The following is a 25,946-nucleotide window of genomic DNA, read 5'->3' on the forward strand; positions in this document are numbered from 1 at the left end:
GCCCTGTGCACTGTAACGCGGGGTGGGCGCCAGGGGAGAAAGGAATGACGATGTCAGAACGTACCCCGAAGCAACCGTTGAATGACCCGGAGTACACGGTTCCCGAGTACAGTGTGCTGTTGCCCTCCGACGAGGCTGAAAATAGCACGGCAGAGAGTAACGCCGCCCCCACCAGTACCGCCCCCAGTGGCACTGCAGAGAGTAATGCGGCGGGGGACAGCGCACCCGGCGCCAGCGCCTCCGAGCAAACCACCACCGGCTACCGGGAGGCGACCGCCGGTTACGCTGTCGCCTCCGAACGTGCGGGTCGGGTACGCCCGAGGGCCCTGCGCAGTGCTAAGCGGTGCATGACCGTCATCATTATTCTGTTGCTTTTCAGGAATATTCAAACGTTCATACTCCTTAAGAATCTAACCTCCAGCTTGGGGGCGCTGTCTCTTCTCTTCACGCTGGGCTTCCCTCTCATCTTCATTTTTATCCAGGTTTTCCTCTTCTGGAAGACCTGGGAAGGGCACAGATGGGCGCACATACTTATCCTCGTGTGTAGCGCCTACGAGGTCTTGAGCCGTATGTATTGGTTTGCGCAAGATTTCTTGATGGACTCCCGCTATCTCACCTGGTTGATGGAATATTTGCAGTCCTACGACTCTATGGACCTGGCGATTTCTCTTCTCTTGAGTACCGCGGTTGGTGTTGTCATTACTATCCTCTACATCCGGAACATTGTGTTGCTGACTCGTCCCTCTGCGTGGGCGTACACGGCTACCGGCAACACACCGCATAGCCAGGTGGTCGGTCAGAATTCGCCAGTATCTGACCCAAACTCCAACGAGGGTGGGAACCGCCTCAACTAGGGCGTTTGCCCCAGACGGCACCACTATCACCAAAAGGTTTAGAGCATGAAAAGGGTGGGGATACCAAACGGTATCCCCACCCTTTCTCATCCCCGGCTCAGCAGCCGAGAAGGACTCACGTATTACTCAGCAGATTCCTGCTTCGCCTTCGAACGGCCACGCAGGTACTCGATAATAACCGGCACCACAGAAACCGCCACAATAATCACAGCAATGTACTCAATGTTGTTATGCACGAACGGGATACCGCCCAGCAGCACACCCGCCAGACCAATCAAACCAATCCACGCAACCGCGCCAACAACATTCCACAGGTGGAACTTCTTACGGTCGTACGAAGAAATACCAGCCGCAAGAGACACAAAAGTACGAACAATCGGCACGAAACGACCCAGAACCAGAGCCAAACTACCGCGCTTCTGGAAGAACTCCTCGGTAGTGTGCAGGTTCTTAGTGCTCAGAATCTTCGCGTCATCCTTGAAGATCTTACGGCCGTAACGGGCACCAATCTGGTAGCCAACCTCAGCGCCAGCAATAGCAACCAGCACCAGGACCGGGAACGCAACCCACAGGGACAGGCCCATCTGCTCATGCAACATACCCAGAGCAAAAATCAGGGAGTCACCCGGAAGAACCGGGAAAAGAACACCGGACTCAATAAATACGATAATTGCCGAAACAACCAGAACCCAGGGGCCGGTATCGAGCAGGAACTGCTCAAGGTCGAGGCCCAAGAGCGCAACCGGAAGATGCGCCAAAGCGGTGGCAAGAAAAGTCATGAAAAATCCTGAACTGTGAGTGGACCGCACACACGGATCGGCGGCGGAGTAACACCAGCATAGAAAGCGTACCTATGGTGAACATTGTGCAAAACTATGCGGAGGCTGTGTATTACTGGCACAATTCTACCGGCATTTACGCCGGACGCACGGGTGAGCGAGGCGTAAATCTCCTCGCCCGCATGGCGAAACAACCTGAGGTGACGCGGCGCTCGCGTGCCTCCCCAAGAAATGACCATCCGCAGAGCCGGGCGATACCGGGTGTGACATGATGGAAAGAGAGCACGGCGCGTCGCGGCGTAGCGATTGACCCAACCACCCACCGTTGGAGAGAACCATGAACCCCCAGCAGTCAGCTTCCAGCCCCGCGGACTCCCTGCGCACCGATTCCCTGCAGGCTGACCCTCTGCACGCTGAAGCCCGCGAAGTGTTGCGCCGCCTCACCGGTGTCGCTGATGCTGAGTTCCACGATGGCCAGTACGAGGCGATTCGCGCCCTCGTCGCCGACCGAGCCCGCACTGTGGTGGTGCAGCGTACCGGCTGGGGTAAGTCCGCCGTCTACTTCATCTCCTCCCTGCTGTTGCGTGCCCGCGGTATGGGCCCGGCGCTTATTGTCTCCCCACTGCTCTCCCTGATGCGTGATCAGGTTGAGGCAGCATCCCGCGCGGGGGTGCGCGCCGCAATGGTGAACTCCGCGAACGTGACCGAATGGGATGAGATCCGCACCCGCCTCGAAACTGATGAGCTCGATGTGCTGCTGGTGGGCCCCGAACGCCTCAATAACCCGGCGTTCCGCGAGCAGTGGCTGCCGTACCTGCTGCCGCGCCTGGGCCTGCTTGTTATTGATGAGGCGCACTGTATTTCTGACTGGGGCCATGATTTCCGCCCCGATTACCGCCGTATTGGTTCGCTCATTAAGTCTCTGCCGGTGGGTGTGCCGGTGCTGGCGACAACCGCGACCGCTAATGACCGCGTTAGCCGCGATATCGCCGAACAGCTCAGCACTGATACCACCGCACCTGTACATGTGCTGCGTGGTCCGCTGTCCCGCGAGTCCCTGCGCCTGGGCGTTCTGACCCTGCCTTATGAGGCGCAACGCATCGGTTGGCTGCTCACGCACCTGAACAGCCTGCCCGGTTCGGGCATTATCTACACGTTGACTGTCTCTGCGGCAGAAGATACCGCAAATGCTCTGCGTGCCAGCGGCTACGAGGTGCTCGCCTACACCGGTAAAACTGACCCGGATGAGCGGCTGGTTGCAGAGCAGGCACTCAAGGAAAACAGGGTGAAGGCCCTTGTTGCGACAAGTGCCCTCGGTATGGGTTTTGATAAGCCTGATTTGGGTTTTGTTGTGCACCTGGGCGCGCCGTCGTCTGCGGTGAGCTACTACCAGCAGATTGGCCGCGCCGGACGAGGTGCCGTCAACGCTGATGTTCTGCTCCTGCCCGGTCGTGAAGACCGCGCCATTTGGGAGTATTTTGCGACCGCCTCCATGCCTAACGAGGAACAGGCGCTGGCGGTGCTGGATGCCCTCGCCCAGTCCCCGGAGGGGTTGAGTATTACCGCGTTGGAGGCGCGCGTTCAGCTGCGCCGCTCCACCCTGGAGCTTCTGCTGAAGGTCCTGGACGTTGAGGGTGCCGCCGTGAAGGAAGGCAACTATTGGCGTCGAACCTCTTCGCCGTGGCAGTACGATAGTGCCCGTTACGCGGCGGTGGCGCAGGCGCGTGTGCTGGAGCAGAACGCTATGCTCGAGTATGAACGCACTAGTCAGTGTCGTATGCTTTTCCTGGCTCAGCAGCTTGATGATGCTTCCGCGACTGCTTGTGGTCGTTGCGATGTGTGTGCGGGTCCCTGGTACCCGGTTGAAGTTCCTGCTGAGGCGCAGCAGGCGGCGCAGAGTAGCTTCAATACGGTGGGTGTGCCCCTGCAACCGCGCCGTATGTGGCCGAGCGGGCTGGATCAGCTGATGGGTGCGGATGCGCCGCGCGGTCGTATCCGCCCGGATGAGCAGGCTGAGCCCGGTTATGCGTTGGCACGTTTGAGCGACATGGGGTACGGCACTCGCCTGCGTGAGCTTCTGGCGACGAATGAGCTGGGTGAGCCGGTTGATTCTGAGGTTCCTGCCGAGCTGGGTCGTGCCTGCGTGAAGGTGCTTGCCGCTTGGGAGTGGGCTGAGGCGGGTCGTCCGGTGGCGGTGCTGACTCTGCCTTCGCCGGTGCGCCCGCGCTTGGCTCAGTCTCTGGGTCGGGGACTGGCATCGGTGGGTCGCCTGGTGGATTTGGGTCAGGTGTCTCTGGTGGATGAGCCCCGTTTCTTTGGCGGTAATAGCGCGTTCCGTTGCGCGGACGTGTTGCGCTTGTACCGGGTTCCTGCTGGGGTTCTGGACTATGTGCGTGAGCATCAGTGCCCGGTTCTGCTGGTTTCTGATGTGGTGGATTCGCGCTGGGCGTTTACTGCGGTGGCTCGCGAGCTGAGGTTGGCGGGCGCTTCTGCGGTGTATCCTTTCTCTTTGGCTGCTACTCACTAGTCGCGCTCGATAATGCTTCATTTATTCCCCTGACGAGGATTTATGTCATATTCGGAATATTCAAAATTAACGGTCACTGATGGTTCCTCCGCTGTGCTCAGCGATATTCCCTCTCGCTCTGAACACAGTGAGTGGATGGCGCACGCCCTCGTTGAGGGTGCCGCCGCTGGTGAGCGTGGCGAGATTCCTATCGGCGCCGTGGTGGTGGATGAGCAGGGCATCATTATTGGTTCAGCGGGCAATACCCGCGAGCAGGAGCATGACCCCAGCGCCCATGCGGAGGTGAATGCGATTCGTCAGGCGGCGGCGCATCGTGGGCAGTGGCGCCTGGACGGTTGCACCCTGGTCGTGACCGTGGAGCCGTGCCTGATGTGTGCCGGCACGATTTTGGCGTCACGCGTTTCGACGGTGGTTTTTGGCGCCTGGGAAGAGAAGACCGGTGCTGCCGGTAGCCGTTACGATGTGCTGCGTGACGGCAGGGTTGCTCCGGCTCCCGAGGTGTATGCAGGGGTGCGCGCCGATGAGTGCGCGCAGTTGATGATGGACTTCTTTAAGGAACGCCGCCCCTAACCGTCACCCGTGGTGGCGCTTCAGGAACTGTTTTGTATAACGTGGAAAGCCGCGCAGAGGCTGCGTGGCTTTTCACGTTATTTGTACGAAAAACCCCATTTCTTTGAAAAATACTTCAAGAATTTCAAAAATGACCCCTGTTTTTCAAGAAAAGCCCACTACATCACACACAACTGGGTCTACCATATATAGGCATTGGAGCCTCCGCCTGCCCGCGCCTGTCGTTTAACACCCCGCGCGGTGCCCGCGGAGGACTCCCAGAAACTCACCCGAACCGTCCATTCTCTGAGGGGATTTAACCGTGTTAAGAGTTGACAATATTTGGGCAAAAGGGCGCCACACTCCGCTTTTTGACCGCACCACCTTCTCAGTGGGCGAGGGTGAAGTCATTATTGTTCAGGCAGATAGCCAGCTGGAGCGTACCTCTCTTGCGTTGGCGCTGACTGGCCGCCTTCCCCTGTCCGGCGGCACGATTAGCTGGAGCAAGGGCGATGATGAGCCTCGCCGTATTTCGATGAAGCGTTTGCGTGCTCTCAGTAGCGTGGTGGATTCCCCCGACGTGACTGCTCCCGAGCAGCATATGCGCGTGCACGATTACGTGTCGGAGATGCTGTCCTATAACCTGCCGATTTTTGGTCGTCCTCGCGCGAGCCGCTGGCTGGCTGAACGCGGCCTGGAGGAGCTGGACGGGCTGTGGATGGATGAGATTAGCGGCGAGATGAACATTGAGCTGATGGCCACTTTGGCGAAGCATAGCCCCTCTGACCTGCTGGTTTTTGATACTCCTTCCCGCCATCTGAACCACACGTACATGTGGCTTCCGTATCTGGAGGAGCTTGCCGCGGATGAGGACCACCCGCGCACGGTGGTGGCGGTTGTGCCCCATATTTCGGAGTCCTGGCATGGTGCACGTGCTGTGGTCGGCCGTGCCCCTGAGGAGAACGCGCCGGATCCTGTTGAGGGCGAGGTTGAATCCTCCAATGATTCCCCCGAACATGGCGAAAACGCTGAGAAGGAGTAAGAATGACTGTTCTGCGTGTTGCACTCGTTGAGCTGAAACGCCTGACCAGCGGTGTTCTGCCGGTTTTGGTGCTGCTTGCGATGTCCTGCATTCCGCTGCTGTACGGTGCCCTGTACCTGTACGGTAACTGGGATGCTTACGGCCATGTGAATGGCATTGTGGGCGCCCTGGTGGTTGAGGATGAGGGCGCGACGGATTCTGAAGGTAAGCAGGTGAACACCGGTGCTGATGTGAAGAAGAACCTTCTGGATGCGGGCACGTTTGATTGGCGTCAGGTGCAGACCCGCGCTGAGGCTGTTGAAGGCGTGGAGAACGGTACTTACGACTTTGCGATGGTGATTCCGAAGGATTTCTCCCGTAATTTGCAGAGTATCGGTTCGTTCAAGCCTGATGCTAACGGCAAGACGGGCACTGTTGATCCGCGTGCGGCGGGTATTGAGGTCATTACGAATGATGCCAATAACTATGTGCTGACGAATATTGTCACGAAGGCGGGCACTTCGGTGCGTGATTCGGTGGCGGAGAAGGTCGGTAATTCTACGGCGAATTCACTGTTGGCTAGCTTCACGACTATTCATTCGAAGATGGGTGAGGCTGCTGATGGTGCGTCGAAGGTGAATAACGGCACGGTGAAGCTGGCGGATGCGATTGTTCAGCTGAAGGATGGCACCGCCACGGTGAATGATGGTGCCGTGAAGCTGAAGGATGGCACGTCCTCCCTGGCTGATGGCCAGTCCCAGTTGTTGGATGGTCAGAAGCAGTTGGCGGAGGGCGCTGCGAAGCTTGCTGATGGTGTCTCGACTTTGGATTCGGGTGCTGCGAAGCTGGATTCTGGTGCTGCGAAGCTTGCCGATGGTGCTTCGAATTTGAAGGATGGTTCGTCGACTTTGGCTTCGGCGGCTGCGTCTGCTTCTGATGGTGCGGCGAAGTTGAAGGACGGTTCGGCGACCCTGGCTGAGGGTACTGCGAGCTTGAAGAGTGGTTCGGCTTCGGTTGCGAAGGGCGCTAATGATTTGGCGTCTGGTATCCATCAGTTGCGTACCGGCATGGATCAGGCGGGTATTCGTGAGTTGCCGGCTGAGTTGAATGCGATGTGCATGCGTCTGCATGAGACGGATACTTCTGCAGGTAGTGGCGATTTTGGTCGTGATCTGTCGAATACTGTGGTGTCTGCGACTGCTCAGAAGATGCGTGCTCAGTTGGCGCCGTTGGTTGAGGCGGGTACGTTGACTCAGGAGCAGGCTGATCAGCTGGTGGCTGCTGTTGATTCTGAGGAGACGAAGAATGAGGTTGCTGAGCTGAATCAGAAGGCTCTGCAGTCTCATCTGGCTACTCGTGATGCTGCCGCTGCTGATGCTCTGTCGAAGCTGAGCGCGTTGAAGTCGAGCCATTGTATTTCTGATGGTTCGTCGTCGACTGCGGCGAAGATTCAGACTTTGGTGTCTGGCGTGGATGCGCTGGATTCTGGTGCTTCGTCGCTGGCGAAGGGTGCTTCGTCGTTGGCTGAGGGTGCCGCTCGTGTGGATGCTGGCGCCTCCTCGTTGGCGTCGGGTTCGGCGACTTTGGCTGATGGTAATTCTAAGATTGCTTCGGGTGCTTCGAGCCTTGCGAGTGGTTCTGCGACTCTGTCGGGTGGTGCTTCTGAGCTGAAGGAAGGTACCGGTTCTTTGAAGAGCGGTACCGCCGAGCTGAAGGATGGTAGCGGCACTTTGGCGGAGAAGGAGCAGTCTGCGGTTGACGGTCAGCAGAAGTTGGCTGATGGCGCGAATGAGCTGAAGGACGGCGCGTCGAAGCTTTCTGACGGTACTGCGAAGCTGTCTGATGGTTCTTCGCAGCTGAATGATGGTGCTTCCGAGTTGAAGAATGGTACGTCGTCGCTGGAGAGCGGTTTGGCTTCTGGTGCTAAGCAGGTTCCGAGCCTTGCGCCGAGTGAGCAGGCGAAGGTTGCGGATACGATGTCGAACCCTGTGACTTTGTCGCATGATTCGTTGGCGTCGGGTCGTAACTACGGTGAGGGCATGGGCCCGTTCTTCATGTGCTTGGCGCTGTGGATTGGCGGCTTGATGCTGGTTCAGACGTTGCGCGTGATGAATAACCGTGCGTTGGCTTCGCATGCTCCGTCGATTCGTGTGATGCTCGGTAGCTGGATGCCGTTTGGCCTGGTGGGTATTGCTCAGGCGACTCTGATGTTCGCCGCGATTAAGTTCGGTTTGGGCTTTGAGATGGCTCATCCGTGGCTGGTGTGGCTGTTCCTCTGCTATGTGGCTTTGGTCTTTACCGGTTTCATTCATGGTCTGACGGTGATTTTGGGTGCGCCGGGCAAGCTTGTTGCTTTGGTCATTCTGATTCTGCAGCTGATTACTGCGGGCGGCACGATGCCGTATGAGACTCTGCCTGAGTCGATCCGTTGGATGCATGACTTCTTCCCGATGGGTTATGCGGTGGCGGGTACGCGTCGTTTGGCGTATGGCATTGATGAGTCGAGCCTGTGGGGCATCATGCTGGTTTTGACTCTGTGGGGTCTGGCTGGTCTGGTGTTGGGTTACATTGGCACGCGTCGTGATCGTACGTGGTCGCTGAAGAAGCTTGCACCGGAGATTACGGTGTAACGAACCCTGTTTGGTCGCACCGGGGGAAAACTGTCTAATAAAATAGAGATATATCTGCAAAAAGGGAGGGAGGACTTCTGATGTTGCAGCGCCCAGTCGCTGAAGCTGCAAGTCGTCGTCCCGGCCGTACAGGTAGAACTCAGTTGAAGTTGTTCAACGCTGCTATGGAAATCATGACCCAAAAGGGGCTTGAGTACGCCACTGTTGAAGAGGTGGCTGCCCGGGCGGGTGTTTCTAAGGGAACCGTGTATTACAATTTCGGTTCTAAGAAGACCATGGTGGATCAGCTGGTTCAGTACGGCACGCAGTTGCTGCTGAACGATGCGCGTCGCGCGGCGTCGGTTCATTCTGACCCGCGTGAGGCTTTGCGGAGTGCTATTCGCGCCGCATTCCAGTATCTTGAGGACCGTCCGGGTTTTACTCGGATGTGGCTTGCGGAGGCGTGGAAGGGCGCGGATGGTTGGACCGATGCGATGAGCGATAACCGTTTGAATCTTCTGAATTATTTGGAGGAGATGACGGAGGCTGTGGCTCGCCGCTATACGGTTGATACCGCTCAGAATCCTCGTGCGATTGCGATCTCTATGTTCGGAGCGATTTATATGCTTGCCATGGATCGTGAAGTGCATCAGGCGGAGCGCAATGCTGAGGATGCAACGCGTGCTGTCATGCTAGTTGTAGATGGGTATATCCGTCATTAGGCGGACCTGTTGGGGTCTGCAGACGTGCCGGGACTTCGGTGTCGGGTGTCGAAAAGGGCGCGGTGAAAAGGGGCCGTGAAGAGGGCGACACCCGGCTGCCGTACGCGGCACGATAGGTAGGCTCGTTCTTGCCCTCCTGTTGGGGGTGTGCTATAGTTTTCCACTGTTGGTGGTGTGTCCGAGCGGCCGAAGGTGCATCACTCGAAATGATGTTTGGTGTAAAAGCCAACGGGGGTTCAAATCCCTCCACCACCGCACCAACGAAAACCCGTCGAGATTTGTCTCGGCGGGTTTTTGCATACCTGGATTGTTCTGGATTGTTCTGGATTGTTCTGGGGTGGTGTTGACGGGTGCGTTGGTGGGTGTGCTGGTGAGTGTCTGCGCGGCGGTATTCGCCTAGTTTTATAGGGTGTGTGCCACTTCCGGGGCTTTACCGGTGCTTGCTGATTTGGGGGTGGGTAAAATCGTATTATGCGTATTAAGATTCTTGACCACCCGCTGGTCTCTCACAAGATTAGTGTTCTGCGTGATAAGAACACTCCGTCCCCGATTTTCCGTCAGCTGGTTGATGAGCTGGTGACCCTTCTTGCCTATGAGGCGACTCGCGAGATCCGTGTGGAAGAGGTTGAGGTTGTGACTCCAGTGGCGACCACTACCGGTGTTCGTATTGCTGATCCTAAGCCGCTGGTTGTTCCGATTCTGCGTGCTGGTTTGGGCATGCTGGAGGGTATGACCCGTATGGTTCCGACCGCTGAGGTGGGCTTCCTGGGTATGGCTCGTAATGAGGAGACCCTGGATATTGTGACCTATGCTGAGCGTCTGCCGGAGGACCTGACTGGTCGTCAGGTGTACCTGCTGGATCCGATGCTGGCTACGGGTGGCACTCTGATTGAGGCTATTAAGTTCCTGCGTAAGCGTGGTGCTGAGTCTGTGACTTGTGTGTGCCTGATTGCTGCTCCTGAGGGCATTGCTGCTCTGGAGAAGGGCATTGAGGGTATGGAGAATGTTGACCTGTTCTTGGCTGCTCGTGATGAGCGTTTGAATGAGAAGGCGTACATTATTCCGGGTCTGGGCGATGCTGGTGACCGCCTGTACGGTCTGGCTGAGTAGTCTTTTAGCGTTATTTACGTGATGTGAGCGGGGCGCCTCTGCATATGTATGTGTGGAGGCGCTTCGCTGTGTCTTGGGGTGTTCGGCTGGTTGCGTGCCGCAGTGCGGCGGTGCGTGTATAACCCATCCGGGGCTTGGGTGGCGATGGTGCTGCTGGGTGCCGGCGTGGGTTTTTGAAACACACCACCTATTATGTGATGAGGAACATAATATGGTACTGGAGGGTGCATTAAAACTTCAAGGGTATTCACAGCTTCACATGAAAATGCAGGGTGTACCCCATACATAACAGAAACCGTGAATATTTATGTGAGAAAAAAGCTGAAAGCCTCAGGTTCCGCATGAAACCTCCCAAAATGGGGGAAGGGTATTGTACTCCTCTTTGTGACAAAGGAGAATCCACTATGTCGAATCCGCTTGATTTATCCGTCAAATAGGAGAAATATTAAGTAAGAGGATTGAGTCTCGAACAGGTATTGGGGACTGTTTGACTCGGCGTCACTTCCGGCGCACCCTACACTACGTACGACTGGGATCCCGTACACAGACTTTGAGAGAAGGTTGAACCATGTCAGGCGCAGTACCTGGATATGTCCACATCTCCCAGCGCGGCCGCGCCGCTAAGCGCCAGGTCGTGCAGCCTCAGCGTCCCGCTACGCAGGCCGCAACGTTGCGTCCGATGACTTTCTCAGCCGGTGACTCTGCCCATAAGCAGGCTCAGGAAAATGAGGCACGCGGCTTCGTGCTCTATGTGGGTTTGAACGAGGAGCTTGCCGCAGCGAACGGCACCTCCCTGGTGCGTATCGTTCAGGATTTGCGTACTTATGCACACCATCTGGCTCCCGAGTCGGAGTCGTATGCCGCTGTGGCGTTGGCTCCGGTGAACGCTGAGGGTAGCGACCTTGAGGTTGTGCGTAATGCGTTGGGCGATCCGACCGCAATGTACATGCACCCGGAGGCGAACGTTACCCGCGAGGCAGAGACCACGAATAGCCACTCCTCGGGTGTGCTGATTGATTTGGCGCGCCGCGAGGTGTTCCTGGATGGTGAGCCGCTCATGCTGACCTTCAAGGAATTCGAGCTGCTGGCACACCTGGTGGAGAATTCTTCTCGCACCGTGGGTCGTGAGGAGCTGCTGAAGGCGCTGTGGAGCTCCGGTGACGAGCATCCGCATGAGCGTACGATTGACGTGCATATTCGTCGTCTGCGTTCGAAGCTGGGCCGCCTGTCGGGTACCGTGCGTACGGTGCGCGGTCAGGGTTACCGCTTCTTTGAGCACCCCGAGGTTGTTGTCTGGGCTGCTCCGGAATACTCGATCTAGCGTGTACAGAATTTAGTTTCTGCAGAGTGCACCCCGGTGTGCTGGCGTGATGCCGGTGCGCCGGGGTTTACTTGTGCCTGCTCTTGGCCGTCAGTATGCGCGTGCGGTGGTGGCGTGCGGGACGTTCTGGCGCCCTCTAGATAGAATGGGTGTATGGCTGAAAATTCTTCCAACACTGCATCTGGTTCGCACCGCAGCGGGGTCAAGCGTATGATTATTATGCGCCATGCGGAGGCTGATTGGGGTCTGAACGATTTTGATCGTCCGCTGACGAAGCGTGGCCATGAGCAGGCTGCCGCTGCTGGCGCCTGGCTGGCGGCTCGCGGTTATATTCCGGAGCAGATTATGTCGTCGTCGGCTTTGCGTACTCGTCAGACGACGACTTGGGTTTCGGATGGTTTGGGGGCGAAGGCGCCTACTGCTCATCTGGATGAGGGGCTGTATGAGGTGTCTGCGTCCCGCATTATTGCGCGCATTAACAGCGTTTCGGAGAATGTTCATTCTCTGATGGTGGTGTCGCATCTGCCCGGTGTGCAGGATGCCGCGCAGCGTTTGATGAGCCCTGATTCTGACCCGAATGCGTCCATGGATGTGTATTACGGTTTCCCGCCCTCTTCCATTGCGGTGTTCGAGGTACCGGGGGAGTGGGCTCTGCTTGATGGTGCGGATGCGCGCCTCGTGGACTTCAAGAGCTTCTAGGCTAGGGTCTTCTAGGCCAAGAGCTTCTAGACTTCGCGCCCGAATAAAGTGGGTAAAGTAAAAGCCCCGTACCAGCTGGTACGGGGCTTTTTGTGGCGGAGACGGGGGGATTTGAACCCCCGGTCGAGTTTAACCCCGACCCTTCATTAGCAGTGAAGTCCATTCGGCCGCTCTGGCACGTCTCCACGGTGCGCTCGTGAGCGCATCCCTATAAGAATATAGGCTGTTTTGCGCTTGGTCAATTCGGCCCATGCTTTGGGGGATATCTCTGAGTATGTGTTGCTTTATAGGGTGGACTATGGATTGTGCGCTTTGAGGCTCATACACATTTTCGATAGACTGCTTACTGTCCGACCGATAAATAGAGGGCGTCTCTGGCGTGTGATTTTTTCATGCAACGTTGCCAGAGTTGTCTTATTTACTCAACGAAATGAGAAATCATGTCTGAAAACCCCAACAACCCCCAGCCCCAGTTCAACCAGGACCCCCAGTTTAGCCAGCAGGCACCCCAGTTCAATCAGCAGGCTCCTTACGGTGTGCCCGTTCAGACCCCTGAGCAGCAGGCTCAGGCGAAGAAGGCAAAGACCCTGTCGATTGTCTCTCTGGTGAGCGGTATTGTGAGCCTGTTCGTCTTCGGTTTCATCCTTGGTGCTGTAGCTATTGCGACCGGCCGCCTGGCTATGAATAACCCCGAGCTGCAGAACCGCGGTATGGCTATTGCCGGTACTGTTTTGGGCGCTGCCGGTATTATTTTGCTGATTGTGGTGAAGATTTTTGTAAAGTACTAGGATTGAAGCTACCTGCAGTAGCCTCATGATTTGAGAAAGCCCGCGAGCGCCCCGTGCGCACGTGGGCTTTTGCGTACCTGATAAGGCGCGTATCCAGCGCATCAGAGTCCGTTGTGCGGGGGTTGCATAACGGACTTAGTTGTACCCGTTCCATTCATGGGTTAGGGTGAATTAGGTTTAACACACACCAGCCGTACGAAAGTGAGATGCCATGTCTCAGACTCCTCGGGGTTCAGACCCCTACGACTACAACCCGGACTACAACCGTCTGAACGAACAGTACAACCAGAACGGTCAGTATGGGCAGAACACGCAGTATGGCCAGTATGGTCAGGGTTCTTACGGCCAGTACGGGCAGGGCTCCTACGATCAGTATTCCTATGACCAGTACGGTCAGAATTCGTATGGTCAGGACTCGTATGGTCAGAATCAGTATGACCCGTACGGCCAGCAGTACCAGCAGCTCGACCAGTACGGTCAGCCCATGATGGTTCCTGTGGGCTTTTTGCAGAAGACCCCTGAGCAGATTGCTGGTGAGAAGGCTGCTCAGACTTCTACGGTGCTCGGTATTATCGGTTTGGCTTGTGCTCTGACGCTTGGCTGGTTCTTGCTGGGTATTCCCTCCCTGATTCTGGGCGTTATCGGCGTTATGAAGGCTAATGAGGCTGAGCGTTTCGGCGTGGCGGCTTCGGCTGGTCGTATCTTGAACTGGATTAGCGTAGTTATTGGTGGCCTTTTCCTGGTGCTTTTGGGTGGAAGTCTTCTGCTGGCGATTATGTTGGCCCTTTCTGATTCCGCAGCCAATTCCGGACTGGTGGATGTTGCGCAGATACTGGCATTCTTCTAAAAGCTTGCACCCTCACTGGAGGATGCGCAAAGGCCCCGTTCCTCAATGTGAGGAGCGGGGCTTTGCTGTGTATATGCCGTATGTTTCGTGGATTGGGCTCGACATGCTTGTTCCCCCGGCAGGGAAAGTCTAGGGTGGGCTTAACACCCGGTATTGAAAGGTCGTGGATACAATGTCGTCCTACTACCCGCAAGAGCCCAACCCCTTCGATCGGAATTTCGGCTACAAGGGGCTAAAGCAGAATAAAAGCACGAGCGAACACTATGACGACTACAACCCGAAGGACCGCTTCGACCCTGATAGTCGGCCCCCGCTGACACCGCTCCCGACTAAGAGAAGAGAGCCTTCTGAATGGGGTCTGGGGGAACGAGCCTCCCAACTCTCACTTGCCTTCGGCGTGCTCAGTCTTGTCAGTGTTGCGGTATGGGGCTGGTGGCTTTTCGGTATCCCTTCTGTTGCTCTGGGTGCTCTTGGTCTATGGAAAGCTAAGGAAGCAGATCGCTACGGTGCGATTCCTGCCGCGGGTCGCGTGCTGAGTTGGGTGGCTATTGTCAGCTTTGTGCTCGTGAACGTCTGGACACTGTGGGTGTGGTTTAACACCAGTCGATAGGTGCATCGGTGAAAGCCCAAGCCGAGGTGATTAACTAGTGTGTGGAATGTGAAAGGTTGTGGATGCGATGTCGCAGCTACCCCAAAACAATGAAACTCTCGATAACAGCCCCGAATACAGCGAACCCTACCAGGAGAACAGTAACGGGTACCCCGGTACTGTAGCTCCGGGCGGACAGTTACCACCCGCGAGTGAGTTCTCGGATGACGTCTTGAGCCAGGAAACTGGACGGTTCGCCGCGAACCTCTCCCTACTCTTCGGTGCCCTCAGCTTTGCGTGCATCCCCGGAATCCGTTCGTCGCTGTACTTCATCCCCTTCTCACTGATACTGAGTTCCCTAGGAATCTGGCAAGCGCGAGTGGCGAGACGGCACGGTATGCATGCCATCCTGGGCATGATACTCAACGTGGTGGGCATGATCATTTTTCTGCTCCTAGGCGCCCTCGTCGTATTCCTCACGATTCTCTTTTCTGGCCTTAAAGACTACTGACGCCGGTCTATCGAGAAGCCTGCATGTCCTCTCGCTCTAGTGGATTAGGGGAGGGGCTAGTGGGTGTAATACCTCTCCAGCGTTGAATGTGAAAGGTTGTGGATGCGATGTCGCAGCTACCCCAAAATAATGAAGCTTTTGATTACAGTCCCGAGTACGCCAAGCTCTATCAGGGAAATGACAGCCAGCCGTCCGACGCTGACGACGCGGACGAATGGCCGCAACGTGCGAGCGAGCAATCTTCCGGCGTGCGAAGGGCACAAGACGGTAAAAGGGCAGCGAACGTCTCCCTACTTTTCGGACTCCTTGGTCTCCTGTTTTTCTGTCTAGGGTATTGGTGGTTTATCCATGATTATGACAGCAGTGGTTTGCGGGTAGTTGTCGTTGCGCCGTTGCTGAACGTCCTGGGTGTCTGGCAGGGGTGGGTAGCGAAGCGGCACGGTGTGCCTGCCCTAGCGGGTCGTATTCTCAGCTGGGCGGGTGTAATTCTTGCCCTTCCCTTCGCCATCATCGTCGCATTGTTCTTGATTGTTATGACCGGCGGCATATAACGACGTCAACTCCACGGGGAGCCTGCGTGTCCTCTCGCTCTGGTACTCAGGGGAGGGGCTAGTGGGTGTAATACTTCTCCAACGTTGAATGTGAAAGGTTGTGGATGCGATGTCGCAACTATCCCAAAACAATGAAGCTTTTGACTACAACCCCGAACACAACAAGCTCAACCAGACAAATGGCAGCTGGCAACCCTACGCTGGTGTTTTAGGTAACCAGTTACTACCCGGAAAAAAGGTTTCACCTGGCTTCTCGAAACGGCGGGATGGGGAGAATGCGGCAAGTCTTTCATTGTTTTTCGGCGCTCTCAGCCTACTGTGTATCCCGCTATGGAGCTGGGTCTGGGGAGCAGATCTCACCTTTATCTCACTGATACTGGGCATCTTGGGTATCTGGCAAGGGCGAGTGGCGAGACGGCACGGTGTGCCTGCCCCAGCGGGTCGTATTCTCAGCTGGGCGGGTGTAGGTATTGTCCTCGCTCTCTATATTTTTGTCATCTTGTTCCTGATAAGCCTCAGTCACTCTTTATAAAAGCGCCAGTACGGTGGTGGGCATGAAGATGCTCTCGTTTTGTTAGGCATGCCGGTCATAATTTGTCCTGGTGAGTGTAAGAAAGCTCCGTTCCTCATTGCGAGGAGCGGGGCCTTTGCTGTGTATACGCCGTATGTTTTGCGGATTGGTCCTGACATGCTTGTTCCCGTGTGGGGGAAGGTCTAGGGTGAAGTTAACACCCCCTCGTGTGGAATGTGAAAGGTTGTGGATACGATGTCGCAGCTACCCCAAAATAATGAAGCTTTTGATTACAATCCCGAGTACGCCAAGCTCTACCAGGAAAATGACAGCCTGCCGTCCGAGGCTGACGACACGGACGAATGGCAGCAACCTGCGAGCGAGCTACCTCCCGAGGTGCAAGGGGCACAAGACGGTAAAAGGGCAGCGAACTTCTCCCTGCTTTTAGGCTTCCTCGCCCCGCTGTCTTTCTTTCTAGGGTTCTGGTTGCTTGTCCAGGATTATGAAGTAAGCGGTCTGCAGGTAGCTCTCGCCGCGCCGGTGCTGAACGTCCTGGGCATCTGGCAGGGGCGGGTAGCGCAGAGGCATGGTACACGCGCCCTCGAAGGTCGTATTCTCAACGGGCTGGGGCTATGCTTTTTCATCGGTATCGCCGCCCTCTTCATGTATATTGCGAACGCCTTGTCACAAATCAACTGACGACGCCCCCGATAACTCGAAACGGCATATGCAAAGAGCCCCGTTCCTCAACACGAGGAACGGGGCTCTTTGCGCTCCGCACGAGGAGCAGAAGCCAAAACGCGGATGGTAAGGGATTTGAACCCTTGAGACGGGGTTACCGCCTACTGGTTTTCAAGACCAGCTCCTTCGGCCGCTCGGACAACCATCCATACGCACCAGAGACCGGCATTTTATGGCAATACCGTGCCGCAGGGCACTACGAGATTATCTCATGCGATAAGCTTTCTGTAAATCGCGCACCAACGATGGTGCTTCCGGCAATGAGGAGGACTCATGAGAGCAATTATTGAGAACAGTCACGGTGGACCTGAGGCTCTGACAATCAGCGAAGTCCCCGCCCCCGTACCCCGATCCCACGAAGTTCTCATCCGTGTTCACGCCGCCGGAATCAACCGCGCCGACGCGCTACAGCGCCGCGGATTCTACCCGCCGCCCGCCGGAGTAAGCGCCATCTACGGCCTCGAAGTAGCCGGCGTTATTGAAGCGGTCGGTGAGGGCGCCTCCGTGGAGAACCGCGGTACCCCCGTCATGGCGCTCCTCGCTGGAGGCGGCTACGCCGACTACGTGACCGTCCCCGTCGACCACGTGCTGCCCGTACCCGAACAGCTGAGCTTCGCTGAAGCCGCCGGCATTCCCGAAGTCGCGGCAACCGTCTACTCGAACCTGGTGCTCACCTGCGGTATGAGCATGAACCCCGCCGAAAACCTTAAAGAAGACGGTGAACCCGCGGTGGTGCTCATTCACGGCGGTACCGGCGGTATCGGTGTGCACGCTATTCAGCTGGCGCTCGCTGCGGGTACCCGTGTGTTTGCAACCGTCAGCACCGAGGAAAAAGCAGAATATGTGCGCTCACTAGGTGCTGAACCCATTATTTATACCGAACATTCGTTCCGTGAAGTTCTGCTGGCTGAAACCGGTGGACGCGGCGCCGATTACATCCTTGACGTCGTGGGCGGAAAGTACCTGGACGATAACCTGCACACCCTCGCCGACGGCGGGCACCTGTGCATTATCGGCCTGCAGGGTGGCGCCAAAGCAGAAGTGAACCTGGGCTACATGCTCACCCGCCGCCTGTCGGTGCACGCCACGAGCTTACGCACCCGTTCGGATCGGCAGAAGGCTGAGATTCTGCGCGGTGTACGCGAACATGTGCTGCCGCTCATCGAATCCGGCAGGATTGGCGTGGGCCTGGACCGTATCTTCGACATGGAGGAGGCGGCTGCCGCCCACGAGTACTTCGACTCGGGTCAGCATCGCGGCAAGGTTGTGCTGCGCATGGTCTAGAAATCGTTGCGCTCCCCGTGGCGTCGCATCATCTGGGCGTCGCATCAGGTGGGTGCCGCGGGGAGCGTTGCGTGAGGGGCGTGATGAAAATCTGGGTCGAAATGAATAACTAACTGCTGACATCTCGTCACTAAAAGAGATTTAGGGTAACCTAAGTATAGGGAGGTTTGCGGGTCGCCACAGAGCGCAACGCCGGCAGCCTCCACAGACCAACCAATACGGCACACACACCACGCAGAGGAGGACACATGGGACTTAAAAGCTACCTGCAATCACGCCGCGACGACGCCGAACTCGGCAAAGGCATCTGGCGCCGATCCCACGACCGGTTCATTCGCGGTATTGACCGCTTCCACCAGGTCCTCGAACGCCTAGCGGCAACCGATTCGTCCGCCTCCATGATTGAGCTCATCGTGCCGGACGCCAACGCACTCGCCGACCTCATCCCGCGCGTGCGCGCCGTCGCCATGGAAGCGCACCGCCTCGCCCCCAGCGACGGCGATATTCCCGCCTCCCCATTCGGCACCTACTCCGACCTGAACCGCGCCCTCTCCAAAGCGGGTAACGCCGTGGCACTCTGCGCCGAAGCACTCGCCATGGCACGCTGCTTCGGCGAATGCGCCACCGGATGCGACCGCCAGGTGAGCGTGCACCGCCGCGTGGAAACCGTCATCCAGCACATTGAGGACGCCGAACGTCTAATTCAGCGCGCCCAGAAGGAAGCCTCCGGCGAGCTGATCTTCGACGATGGAATCCCCGTGGGCCGCACCCAACTGGTCGAGGCGTAGTACTGATGGAGGCATAGCGCTGGTTGATGCATAGCACAGGGGCCTAAATCGCGGTCAACAGGCGAGTTAGTTTGATGTGCACTTCAACAGGCGATACGCTTAAAGAAGGGGTGTAGGACACTTCTTATGCGGTTCCGTCACAATGGAGGTGACGACACAATGCGATGGTACGCGCGGAAGAACCGCAGGCTTTTTCCTGCCCCTCTACGGCACAACCCAATGCATATACAATTCACGGAAGAAGTCACACACCATGTTTGAATTCCACCGCAATGAGCGTGCGCGTCAGCTGCGCCCCAGCCTCTCACGCTCTTGGCTCCTCGTGCGCGCCAACTCCTCCGAAGAAGTTTTTGAAGAGGCCTTCGAATCCGAGGCTGACTCCATCATCATCGACCTCGAAGACGGCTGCCCCGCCGAAGAGAAGGACGCCGCCCGCGAACAGGTCGTCCGTATGCTCAACTCCGGCGTCGTCGCATGGGTGCGAATCAACGCCATCACCACCGAACACTGGTGGAAGGACGTCAAGGCCCTCAAGAACGTGAAGGGCCTGCGAGGCGTCATGCTCGCCACCGCAGAGCACGCCACCGACATTGACCGCACCGCAGCCGAGCTGCCCCCCGGAACCCCCATCATCGCGCTGATTGAGTCCGCACTCGGTGTGCACCACTCCGTCGAAATTGCCCGCACAATCGGCACTTTCCGCCTCGCATTCGGCGCAGGCGACTACCGCCGCGACACCGGCTCCTCCGCAACCCCCATGGCGCTCGCCTACGTGCGTTCGCAGCTGGTCATCGCCTCCACCCTGGGTGGTCTGCCCGGCCCCATCGACGGCCCGACCCTCGGCGCATACGGTGCTGACCTCTCCAAGGCATGCGGCTACGCGAACGACCACGGCATGACCGGTAAGATTACCCTGGACATCCGCCAGACGGAGACCATCAACGCGGCATTCTCCCCCAGCGAGATCGAAATCGAAGAAGCACACCAGATGCTTGACGTGCCCCTCGACGGTCCCCGTGACGGCTCCTACCTGCCCCGTTACCTGCGTGCCAAGAAGGTCAAGGAACTCGCCAAGGTTTACGGCCTGTGGGGCAAGACCGACAGCGACTTCCAGCGTGCCTCCAAGTAAGGTGCTGACGTAAAGTACACGCGTAAAAAGCCGCGCATCCGAACCCTGAACGGGGAACCGGATGCGCGGCTTTTGTCTGCCTAAAACCTCATGAGACTACAGTCTGGCGGGCTGCCGGTCGGCGGTCTAGTTACGGGGCGACTTGCCGCCCGTCAACGCATGAGCGCACACGTACGAAGTTACCAAAGAAATCACAATCGGCACCAAGAACGAGGTGTCATCCTCATACACGGAACGGTAGAAGAACCACACCGCCAGGGAAACCACCAGCGCCAACACGTACACCAGAGCAAAACGCATCGTCGGGCTCATCGGGCGTGCAGAGCCCGCGGAGGGGCGACCAGCCTGCGAACGGTTCTGCAGGCGCTGAGTATGTGAAGAACGAGAAGACATGAGAATCTCCTAAAAATCGACGGTGACATCCTGCGAGATACGTGACATCTCTCAGATGCTAAAAACCGCCGCAACACACCGGAAACCGGCACGCGTTACGGCGGATGTGGAGCCCCCAGTGGGATTCGAACCCACGACCTTTTCTTTACGAGGGAAATGCTCTACCCCTGAGCTATAGAGGCACATACGCTGCCGTTCCCAACTGCCCGAAAGCAACCGGCGAACAGTGCATACCCCGCAATAGTACCAAAAAGGCGGGGGAGAGGCTAATTACTTTCAACACCGCGACCGCAGGGGCGAGCAGGCGGCAGGGATCCTATGGCGTGCACTGCATTCACCCCGCAAACCCGCCCGAAGATAGGGAATGTTCAGGGCAGGGGCATACAATAAACCCTGTAACCACGGCGGCTGACAGCACCTCGCAGTGCATCACAGTGCACATCAACCACGGATGTATCAACCACAGATTGAGTAATCACAGACTGATTAATCACAGACCAGCCCGCCACCCGTAGAGAGAGGAACTCCCATGACTTCACCCCTCAACCGCCGCACCCTGCTGCTGGGCGTAGTGCCCGCCGCCGCCCTGGGACTGAGCGCATGCGGTTCCAGCTCCTCCCAGCCCTCCGCTTCGGCATCTTCCAGCGGTTCGGCGAGCGCCTCCGCAAGCGCCACTGCGAGCGCTTCGGCATCTGCTGACCCCTCGGCTTCGGCTACTGCATCCGCAACCGCTGATGACGGCTACGTCGGCTACCGCCTCAACCGCGAAGTACCCGGCGCAGGCACCGCAACCCTGTACACCGACTACCAGTGCCCCTACTGCGCTAAGGCAGAACCTAAGTTCGAAGAAGCCGCCAAGAAGCTTGACGGCATCGTGAACGTGACCGTGCGCCACATGCCGCTGAACATGCACGCCAACGCCGTGCCCGCCGCACTTGCCGTGGAGGCCGCCGAGGCGCAGGGTAAGCACCTCGAAATGGCGAACAAGCTCTTCGCTACCCAGAACGACTGGAAGAGCATCAAGGAACGCGATAAGCTGCGCACCCTCTTCAACGACTACGCCAAGGAACTGGGCCTGAACGTCGAAGAATTCGATAAGGTCCTGCTCGCCTCCGACACCGTCAAGCCCATTCAGCGCGACTACGAGCACGCCGTGAAGATCGGTGTGAAGGGCACCCCCACCTTCGCAGTGAACGACAAGGTCGTTGAGGGCCTGGACTCCTCCTCCTCGGTGGATGACCTGGTCAGCACCTTCAAGCGTGAAGCTGGCGTGAAGTAGTGGCGCACATTCAGCTCTCCGGCGGTCAGCGCGCGGAAATTCACCCGGACGGGTTCAGCGACTACGGCTACGTCCTCGAAATCGGTGGCGCCGAGCAGTCCCACGTGGACGTGCAGAACCCCGACTACGTGTTCTACGAGTACCTGCGCCGCATTGCGAACACGGTGGATGCGCTCGCACCCGCCGGCGAACCTATCACCGCCGCACACCTGGGCGCCGGTGCGCTCACCCTCGTGCGCTATATTCAGGCGACCCGCCCCGGCTCCCGCCAGGTTGCCGTGGATATTGAGCCGGAGCTCATGGGCTTCGTGACGGACCGCCTGCCGCTACCCGTCGGAACCGACTGCCAGCTGGTGGTGGGGGATGCCCGCGAGCAGCTGGCGAACCTGCCCGAACTGCTGGGCGTGCCCGGCTTCGATGCGATTATCCTCGACATCTTCACCGGCATGGACGCGCCCGCCCACCTGGCAAACCGCGAGTTCTACCGCGAACTCAAGGACGCCCTGAGTGAGCGCGGCATAGTTGCCATCAACGTGGGTGACGACGCGGGTCTGCCCTTCTTCCAGCTGCAGGCAACCGCCATGCTGGAAGTCTTTGACCACGTGTGGTGCCTGTGCGAAAGCTCCATGCTCAGCGGGCAGAACGAAGGCAACCTCGTGCTGGTTGGTACCGCCCGCGAGCTGGACGAGGATACCCAGGACTGGCTGTACGCCCTGGGCCCGCATCCGGCGGAGGTGCTTACCACCGATGAGCTGCGCGACCTGCTGGAAGAGCTGGCTGAGAGCTAAACCCGGCATACAAAACCGTTGAGGCGGGTACCTAGCTGGTACCCGCCTCAACGGTTTTGTATATGAGGTTTCTCTATGAGTTTTCTATAGGGGTTTTATATGTGCCGCGCGCCGGCGGTATCTTGGTTTTTACTCAGAATTTTGGTTCTACTCAGGTAGCGGCATGGGAACGGGACCCTCGCCGTCATCCTTCTGCTGGGTGGAACCACCCTTCGTGGTGCTTAGCGTAATACCCACGCTCGCGGTCATCAGCAGGAAAATCGCCGCCCAACGAATCGGGCCGGTCTCCTGATTCAGCAGCGCCCAACCGGCAATCGCCGCAATAGCGGGCTCCATGCTCATCAGCACGCTAAATACGCGCTCCGGCAGGTTACGCAGAGCCATCAGCTCCGCGCTATAGGGAATCACCGAGGCGAACATGGCGGTACCAAAAATCATGAGGAGTAGCATCGGATCCTGCGCCGCATTCCAGATCGGCTGAGGCGCCGGAATAACAGCCGCCACCGGGGCAATAAATACAGCACCAACAAGCATCGCCACCGCCAGGCCGCTCGCACCCGGAACCATGGCACCCACCTTCGCGCTGGAGCGAATATACAGCGCCCAGAACACGCCAGCGATCAGCGCGAACGTCAGGCCCAGGTAGTCAGTATCCTTGCCGACCGCCGCCTCATAACCGAGCACCAGCATGCCCACCAGGGCGCAGAGCACCCACACCGCGTCGCGGAGCCTGCGGGTTAGCATAGATGCCAAAGCCAGCGGACCCAAGAACTCCACCGCCACCGCCAAACCAATCGGGATGCGGTCAATCGCGCAATAGAAGAAGCCGTTCATCAGGCCGAACGTCATACCGAAAATGATGACGGCACGCCACTGCTCCTTCGACCAGGACAGCGCACCCGGCGGCATCTCGCCGCCGCGGCGGGTACGCCAGCGCGCAGCCAACCACACGGCGCTACCGACCACAACAGAGGCAATCGCCAGGCGGCTGACACTAATAGCCAGCGCGCCAAACAGCGGGAAAAGCGTCACCGCGAAGGCGGCACCGAACTGCAATGAGGAGCAGGACATCAGCACAAACATAATGCCCAGCGCCGGGCGTTGGTGGGCGGTATGCGACAAGGTTCTCCTCCCAGCGCCTCACGAGGAGGCGGTGCTTCTCTCAAGGTGTACAAATGACGTATCGATTTGGGCGGGGGTAAGAACCTGAATAGCACATTTAAAGAGAGCACCCCCGGGCAACACGAGATACTATCCTACTCGTTACCCGGGGTGCTAGAAACCGTTGACACGGCTAAAACTCGGTCGTTTAGAGGCCCTTCGCCTCACGGTCAGCCTTAATCTGAGCGGCAGAAGGAATCGTAATGGAGCTGGTCGCCATCTGCGCAATATCAACCGCGTGAGCATCCACCGCACCGGGCAGGTAATGGTCCGCATCCTCCAGCGTGCCGTCCTCCTGCGCCTTCTTCTGCGCACGAGCGTGAGAAATCGAAATACCGATACTCGCCGCCACCAGCAGAGCAATAGCAACCCAACGAACCAGGCCGGTAGCTTCACCAAGCATCACAATACCCACAGCCGCCGCAATCGCAGGCTCCAGGGACAGCACCACGCTATAAATGTGCGCGGGCAGCAGACGCAGCGAAGAAACCTCACCCAGCGCCGGCAGGGCAGAAGCCAGCAGACCCATCAGGCAGCCAATAGCCAGCAGGTGCACATCCTGGGTGACCTTCAACAGGTTATTGCCGCTTATCAGGAACGGGAACGGCAGAACCAGCAGGGTAGAGACAACGTTACCCACGACCATGCCGCCCATACCCGGAATCAGAGCGCCAACCTTCTCAGTCGCCAGAATATAGGCGGCACGAGAAATAGCGGTCAGGATTGCGAAAACCACACCCATCAACGCGAAATCTTCAGGCTTCGCCTGGGACTCAGCAGTCAGAATCGCCATGCCCGTAAATGACAGAGCAATCCACACCAGGTCCAGCTTACGGCGCGACATAACCGTCGCCAGCACCAGCGGACCCATAAACTCAATAGCCACCGCAATTGCTAGCGGAACCTGCTCAATAGCCACATAGAAGAAGGCATTCGCACCGGTCAGGGCGACACCGAGGACAATGACCGCCATCCACTGCTGACGGGTCCACGAACGAATCTGCGGGCGGAAGAACACCCACAGCAGGATAGAAGATGTCAGCAGGCGCAGAGCGACCACGCCCCAGGGGCCCAAATCGCCCATGAGCTGCTTGGCAAGAGCCGCACCGAACTGCGCCGAAATAATCGCGCCGGTCGCGTACGCAACACCCAGCCCCTGAGTCGCCAGGGGAGAACGCGCAGCATTGGGCGTATGGGTGGAAGAAGTCATAGTATTCCTTAGGATTCAGAAGAGGTATTAGCCGCTATCTGTCATCAGGCGCAACCCGAATCTCCGTGAAGCAGGTCACGCACTATGCAAACAATGAATAGTGTGTAATCTACGACAATTTTACGCGCTTTAAAATTGGGCGCAAATAAAGACCAAAACACCCTAACAAGCGATCAAAAACCTCCACGCCCTCGGTGAAATTTCACCCCCCAAACCCCACCACAGGCCCCATATTCAGGAAAAATTCACCAAGCCGTGATTTACTGAGAGCATGCTTGACCCGAAGAAGTCTCTATTCGATGAAGACGGCAACCCCCGTCCCGCACTGACCACCACCCTCGACAACGTACTGCGCATGCAACGACCGCTCGCGCTGTCCATCGTCAAAAAACTGCGTGAAGCACACCCCGACGAAACCCCCGAACAAATCCACAAGCGCCTCGACCGCACCTACCTGCGTGACATCACCGCCATCGGCGGCGTCACCGGCGCATCCGCATTCGTGCCCGGCGTCGGCACCGTCACCGCCATGAGCCTGTCCGCGCTCGCAGTCGGCGGCTACCTCGAACGCACCGCACTCTACGCCCAGGCAGTCGCAGAACTGCACGGCGTGCACGTACACGACCCCGAAACCGCCCGCTCCATGGTCATGGCAATCATGCTCGGCGAAGAAGGCTCCCAGCTCATGAACACCGTGCTGCTGCAGACCGGCAAGGCAGGCGGTGTCTCCAACAAGTGGGGCATGCTGCTCGGCAACTCCTCCAGCGGCAAGATGTTCAGCGTCGAACGTACCATCCGAAACATGTTCATCCGCCGCTTCCTCACCCGCCAGACCGGTGCACTGCTCGGCCGTGCCCTGCCCTTCGGCGTGGGCGCAGTCGTTGGCGGTGGCGCGAACCTGACCCTCGGCAAGGACGTCGTGCGCAACACCCGCCGAGCCTTCGGCGACGCGCCCGCCTACTTCCCCGCAGAGCTCATGATTACCCCGCGTGCACCGCGCGTACAGGGCGGCGAAGGTTCGGACGGCTCCTCCGGCGTGGCTGGCTCCCTGCTCAAGGGCGTCAAGGACGCAGGTAAGGCTGTAGGCAAGGTCTTCACCCGCGACAAGGGCAACGACACCGAAACCGGTCACCACCGCATGCTCGGCCGCTAAAATCCTCGCCGGTCATAAAACCGGAACATAGC

General features: G+C 57.9%; 26 protein-coding genes and 4 tRNA genes. 23 read left to right on the forward strand and 7 right to left on the reverse strand.

Annotated elements, in window-relative coordinates; all coding sequences use genetic code 11:
- Positions 1–50: 50 nt before the first annotated feature.
- A complete protein-coding gene (locus RM6536_RS04665) occupies positions 51–854 on the forward strand; it encodes a hypothetical protein (RefSeq protein WP_231917929.1) in 804 nt (267 codons plus the stop codon).
- A 122-nt stretch (positions 855–976) separates the two neighbouring features.
- Here the strand turns inward: RM6536_RS04665 and RM6536_RS04670 are convergent, their stop codons facing one another.
- Complete coding sequence (locus RM6536_RS04670; protein WP_005504410.1) at positions 977–1,633, reverse strand: DedA family protein; 657 nt, start codon at positions 1,631–1,633, stop codon at positions 977–979.
- Between the two features lie 337 nt (positions 1,634–1,970).
- Here RM6536_RS04670 and RM6536_RS04675 point away from each other — a divergent pair, with 337 nt between their 5' ends.
- From RM6536_RS04675 to RM6536_RS04715, 9 genes are all read left to right on the forward strand, one after another.
- The gene (locus RM6536_RS04675; protein WP_060824247.1) at positions 1,971–4,160 is read left to right on the forward strand and encodes a RecQ family ATP-dependent DNA helicase; all 2,190 of its coding nucleotides are present in this window, start codon (positions 1,971–1,973) and stop codon (positions 4,158–4,160) included.
- Positions 4,161–4,202: 42 nt separating this feature from the next.
- Positions 4,203–4,730 carry a nucleoside deaminase gene (locus RM6536_RS04680; RefSeq protein WP_060824248.1) on the forward strand — a complete coding sequence of 176 codons (528 nt, stop codon included), beginning with the start codon at positions 4,203–4,205 and terminating at the stop codon, positions 4,728–4,730.
- A gap of 370 nt (positions 4,731–5,100) precedes the next feature.
- Positions 5,101–5,751, forward strand: a complete 651-nt coding sequence (locus tag RM6536_RS04685) for a multidrug ABC transporter ATPase (RefSeq protein WP_231917930.1) — start codon at positions 5,101–5,103, stop codon at positions 5,749–5,751.
- A gap of 2 nt (positions 5,752–5,753) precedes the next feature.
- A complete protein-coding gene (locus RM6536_RS04690) occupies positions 5,754–8,360 on the forward strand; it encodes a YhgE/Pip domain-containing protein (RefSeq protein WP_060824250.1) in 2,607 nt (868 codons plus the stop codon).
- Positions 8,361–8,440: 80 nt separating this feature from the next.
- Entirely contained in the window at positions 8,441–9,061 is a 621-nt protein-coding gene (locus RM6536_RS04695) for a TetR/AcrR family transcriptional regulator (protein ID WP_060824251.1), read from the forward strand.
- A gap of 168 nt (positions 9,062–9,229) precedes the next feature.
- Positions 9,230–9,316, forward strand: a tRNA-Ser gene (locus RM6536_RS04700).
- 216 nt (positions 9,317–9,532) lie between these two features.
- Positions 9,533–10,171, forward strand: coding sequence for a uracil phosphoribosyltransferase (gene upp, locus RM6536_RS04705; RefSeq protein WP_060824252.1), 639 nt, complete (start codon positions 9,533–9,535; stop codon positions 10,169–10,171).
- A gap of 568 nt (positions 10,172–10,739) precedes the next feature.
- Entirely contained in the window at positions 10,740–11,492 is a 753-nt protein-coding gene (locus tag RM6536_RS04710; RefSeq protein ID WP_060824253.1) for a winged helix-turn-helix domain-containing protein, read from the forward strand.
- A gap of 153 nt (positions 11,493–11,645) precedes the next feature.
- Entirely contained in the window at positions 11,646–12,191 is a 546-nt protein-coding gene (locus RM6536_RS04715; protein ID WP_060824254.1) for a SixA phosphatase family protein, read from the forward strand.
- A 93-nt stretch (positions 12,192–12,284) separates the two neighbouring features.
- On the opposite strand, the gene RM6536_RS04720 is transcribed toward RM6536_RS04715, so the two are convergent.
- Positions 12,285–12,376 (reverse strand) — tRNA-Ser (locus tag RM6536_RS04720).
- Between the two features lie 255 nt (positions 12,377–12,631).
- On the opposite strand from RM6536_RS04720, the gene RM6536_RS04725 reads away from it, so the two are divergent.
- The 7 genes from RM6536_RS04725 (at position 12,632) to RM6536_RS04755 (ending at position 16,687) form a co-directional block, all read left to right on the forward strand.
- Entirely contained in the window at positions 12,632–12,979 is a 348-nt protein-coding gene (locus RM6536_RS04725; protein WP_060824255.1) for a DUF4190 domain-containing protein, read from the forward strand.
- Positions 12,980–13,190: 211 nt separating this feature from the next.
- Complete coding sequence (locus RM6536_RS04730; protein ID WP_060824256.1) at positions 13,191–13,826, forward strand: polyprenyltransferase; 636 nt, start codon at positions 13,191–13,193, stop codon at positions 13,824–13,826.
- A gap of 172 nt (positions 13,827–13,998) precedes the next feature.
- The gene (locus tag RM6536_RS04735) at positions 13,999–14,436 is read left to right on the forward strand and encodes a DUF4190 domain-containing protein (RefSeq protein ID WP_060824257.1); all 438 of its coding nucleotides are present in this window, start codon (positions 13,999–14,001) and stop codon (positions 14,434–14,436) included.
- 211 nt (positions 14,437–14,647) lie between these two features.
- Positions 14,648–14,926 carry a hypothetical protein gene (locus RM6536_RS09150; RefSeq protein ID WP_231917932.1) on the forward strand — a complete coding sequence of 93 codons (279 nt, stop codon included), beginning with the start codon at positions 14,648–14,650 and terminating at the stop codon, positions 14,924–14,926.
- 107 nt (positions 14,927–15,033) lie between these two features.
- Complete coding sequence (locus RM6536_RS04745; RefSeq protein ID WP_060824259.1) at positions 15,034–15,477, forward strand: hypothetical protein; 444 nt, start codon at positions 15,034–15,036, stop codon at positions 15,475–15,477.
- A gap of 109 nt (positions 15,478–15,586) precedes the next feature.
- Positions 15,587–16,009 carry a hypothetical protein gene (locus tag RM6536_RS04750; RefSeq protein WP_060824260.1) on the forward strand — a complete coding sequence of 141 codons (423 nt, stop codon included), beginning with the start codon at positions 15,587–15,589 and terminating at the stop codon, positions 16,007–16,009.
- A gap of 234 nt (positions 16,010–16,243) precedes the next feature.
- The gene (locus RM6536_RS04755) at positions 16,244–16,687 is read left to right on the forward strand and encodes a hypothetical protein (protein ID WP_060824261.1); all 444 of its coding nucleotides are present in this window, start codon (positions 16,244–16,246) and stop codon (positions 16,685–16,687) included.
- 102 nt (positions 16,688–16,789) lie between these two features.
- On the opposite strand, the gene RM6536_RS04760 is transcribed toward RM6536_RS04755, so the two are convergent.
- A tRNA-Ser gene (locus tag RM6536_RS04760) sits at positions 16,790–16,877 on the reverse strand.
- A gap of 125 nt (positions 16,878–17,002) precedes the next feature.
- On the opposite strand from RM6536_RS04760, the gene RM6536_RS04765 reads away from it, so the two are divergent.
- The 3 genes from RM6536_RS04765 to RM6536_RS04775 all read left to right on the forward strand — a co-directional run bounded on the left by RM6536_RS04765 (position 17,003) and on the right by RM6536_RS04775 (position 19,930).
- Positions 17,003–18,013 (forward strand): NAD(P)H-quinone oxidoreductase, encoded by a 1,011-nt coding sequence (locus RM6536_RS04765; protein ID WP_060824262.1) that lies wholly within the window; start codon positions 17,003–17,005, stop codon positions 18,011–18,013.
- 248 nt (positions 18,014–18,261) lie between these two features.
- Positions 18,262–18,801, forward strand: coding sequence for a hypothetical protein (locus tag RM6536_RS04770; protein WP_060824263.1), 540 nt, complete (start codon positions 18,262–18,264; stop codon positions 18,799–18,801).
- 253 nt (positions 18,802–19,054) lie between these two features.
- Complete coding sequence (locus RM6536_RS04775; RefSeq protein ID WP_060824264.1) at positions 19,055–19,930, forward strand: HpcH/HpaI aldolase/citrate lyase family protein; 876 nt, start codon at positions 19,055–19,057, stop codon at positions 19,928–19,930.
- Positions 19,931–20,056: 126 nt separating this feature from the next.
- On the opposite strand, the gene RM6536_RS04780 is transcribed toward RM6536_RS04775, so the two are convergent.
- Both RM6536_RS04780 and RM6536_RS04785 read right to left on the reverse strand, forming a co-directional pair.
- A complete protein-coding gene (locus RM6536_RS04780) occupies positions 20,057–20,323 on the reverse strand; it encodes a hypothetical protein (RefSeq protein WP_060824265.1) in 267 nt (88 codons plus the stop codon).
- A gap of 107 nt (positions 20,324–20,430) precedes the next feature.
- Positions 20,431–20,505 (reverse strand) — tRNA-Thr (locus tag RM6536_RS04785).
- Between the two features lie 347 nt (positions 20,506–20,852).
- Here RM6536_RS04785 and RM6536_RS04790 point away from each other — a divergent pair.
- Together RM6536_RS04790 and RM6536_RS04795 are read left to right on the forward strand one after the other, a co-directional pair.
- Positions 20,853–21,602 carry a DsbA family protein gene (locus RM6536_RS04790; protein WP_060824266.1) on the forward strand — a complete coding sequence of 250 codons (750 nt, stop codon included), beginning with the start codon at positions 20,853–20,855 and terminating at the stop codon, positions 21,600–21,602.
- Positions 21,602–22,390, forward strand: coding sequence for a spermidine synthase (locus tag RM6536_RS04795; protein WP_060824267.1), 789 nt, complete (start codon positions 21,602–21,604; stop codon positions 22,388–22,390). The genes RM6536_RS04790 and RM6536_RS04795 overlap by 1 nt, the downstream gene beginning before the upstream one ends.
- A 147-nt stretch (positions 22,391–22,537) precedes the next feature.
- Here the strand turns inward: RM6536_RS04795 and RM6536_RS04800 are convergent, their stop codons facing one another.
- Positions 22,538–23,512 (reverse strand): EamA family transporter, encoded by a 975-nt coding sequence (locus RM6536_RS04800; protein ID WP_060824268.1) that lies wholly within the window; start codon positions 23,510–23,512, stop codon positions 22,538–22,540.
- Between the two features lie 187 nt (positions 23,513–23,699).
- Positions 23,700–24,761, reverse strand: a complete 1,062-nt coding sequence (locus tag RM6536_RS04805) for an EamA family transporter (RefSeq protein WP_060824269.1) — start codon at positions 24,759–24,761, stop codon at positions 23,700–23,702.
- A gap of 271 nt (positions 24,762–25,032) precedes the next feature.
- On the opposite strand from RM6536_RS04805, the gene RM6536_RS04810 reads away from it, so the two are divergent.
- Positions 25,033–25,914: a hypothetical protein gene (locus RM6536_RS04810; RefSeq protein WP_049357355.1), complete on the forward strand. Its 882-nt coding sequence runs from the start codon at positions 25,033–25,035 to the stop codon at positions 25,912–25,914.
- The last annotated feature ends 32 nt before the right edge of the window (positions 25,915–25,946 follow it).

This window comes from Rothia mucilaginosa, assembly GCF_001548235.1.
GTDB classification, from domain to species: domain Bacteria; phylum Actinomycetota; class Actinomycetes; order Actinomycetales; family Micrococcaceae; genus Rothia; species Rothia mucilaginosa_B.

Bases quoted from the DNA above. Each gene is read 5' to 3' on its own strand.
- RM6536_RS04690 (WP_060824250.1), top strand. From the start codon at position 5,754: ATGACTGTTCTGCGTGTTGCACTCGTTGAGCTGAAACGCCTGACCAGC.
- RM6536_RS04715 (WP_060824254.1), top strand. From the start codon at position 11,646: ATGGCTGAAAATTCTTCCAACACTGCATCTGGTTCGCACCGCAGCGGG.
- RM6536_RS04745 (WP_060824259.1), top strand. From the start codon at position 15,034: ATGTCGCAGCTACCCCAAAATAATGAAGCTTTTGATTACAGTCCCGAG.
- upp (WP_060824252.1), top strand. From the start codon at position 9,533: ATGCGTATTAAGATTCTTGACCACCCGCTGGTCTCTCACAAGATTAGT.
- RM6536_RS04725 (WP_060824255.1), top strand. From the start codon at position 12,632: ATGTCTGAAAACCCCAACAACCCCCAGCCCCAGTTCAACCAGGACCCC.
- RM6536_RS04665 (WP_231917929.1), top strand. From the start codon at position 51: ATGTCAGAACGTACCCCGAAGCAACCGTTGAATGACCCGGAGTACACG.
- RM6536_RS04735 (WP_060824257.1), top strand. From the start codon at position 13,999: ATGTCGTCCTACTACCCGCAAGAGCCCAACCCCTTCGATCGGAATTTC.
- RM6536_RS04670 (WP_005504410.1), bottom strand. From the start codon at position 1,633: ATGACTTTTCTTGCCACCGCTTTGGCGCATCTTCCGGTTGCGCTCTTG.
- RM6536_RS04765 (WP_060824262.1), top strand. From the start codon at position 17,003: ATGAGAGCAATTATTGAGAACAGTCACGGTGGACCTGAGGCTCTGACA.
- RM6536_RS04695 (WP_060824251.1), top strand. From the start codon at position 8,441: ATGTTGCAGCGCCCAGTCGCTGAAGCTGCAAGTCGTCGTCCCGGCCGT.
- RM6536_RS04710 (WP_060824253.1), top strand. From the start codon at position 10,740: ATGTCAGGCGCAGTACCTGGATATGTCCACATCTCCCAGCGCGGCCGC.
- RM6536_RS04750 (WP_060824260.1), top strand. From the start codon at position 15,587: ATGTCGCAACTATCCCAAAACAATGAAGCTTTTGACTACAACCCCGAA.
- RM6536_RS04770 (WP_060824263.1), top strand. From the start codon at position 18,262: ATGGGACTTAAAAGCTACCTGCAATCACGCCGCGACGACGCCGAACTC.
- RM6536_RS04675 (WP_060824247.1), top strand. From the start codon at position 1,971: ATGAACCCCCAGCAGTCAGCTTCCAGCCCCGCGGACTCCCTGCGCACC.
- RM6536_RS04775 (WP_060824264.1), top strand. From the start codon at position 19,055: ATGTTTGAATTCCACCGCAATGAGCGTGCGCGTCAGCTGCGCCCCAGC.
- RM6536_RS04755 (WP_060824261.1), top strand. From the start codon at position 16,244: ATGTCGCAGCTACCCCAAAATAATGAAGCTTTTGATTACAATCCCGAG.
- RM6536_RS04780 (WP_060824265.1), bottom strand. From the start codon at position 20,323: ATGTCTTCTCGTTCTTCACATACTCAGCGCCTGCAGAACCGTTCGCAG.
- RM6536_RS04790 (WP_060824266.1), top strand. From the start codon at position 20,853: ATGACTTCACCCCTCAACCGCCGCACCCTGCTGCTGGGCGTAGTGCCC.
- RM6536_RS04680 (WP_060824248.1), top strand. From the start codon at position 4,203: ATGTCATATTCGGAATATTCAAAATTAACGGTCACTGATGGTTCCTCC.
- RM6536_RS04805 (WP_060824269.1), bottom strand. From the start codon at position 24,761: ATGACTTCTTCCACCCATACGCCCAATGCTGCGCGTTCTCCCCTGGCG.
- RM6536_RS04810 (WP_049357355.1), top strand. From the start codon at position 25,033: ATGCTTGACCCGAAGAAGTCTCTATTCGATGAAGACGGCAACCCCCGT.
- RM6536_RS04730 (WP_060824256.1), top strand. From the start codon at position 13,191: ATGTCTCAGACTCCTCGGGGTTCAGACCCCTACGACTACAACCCGGAC.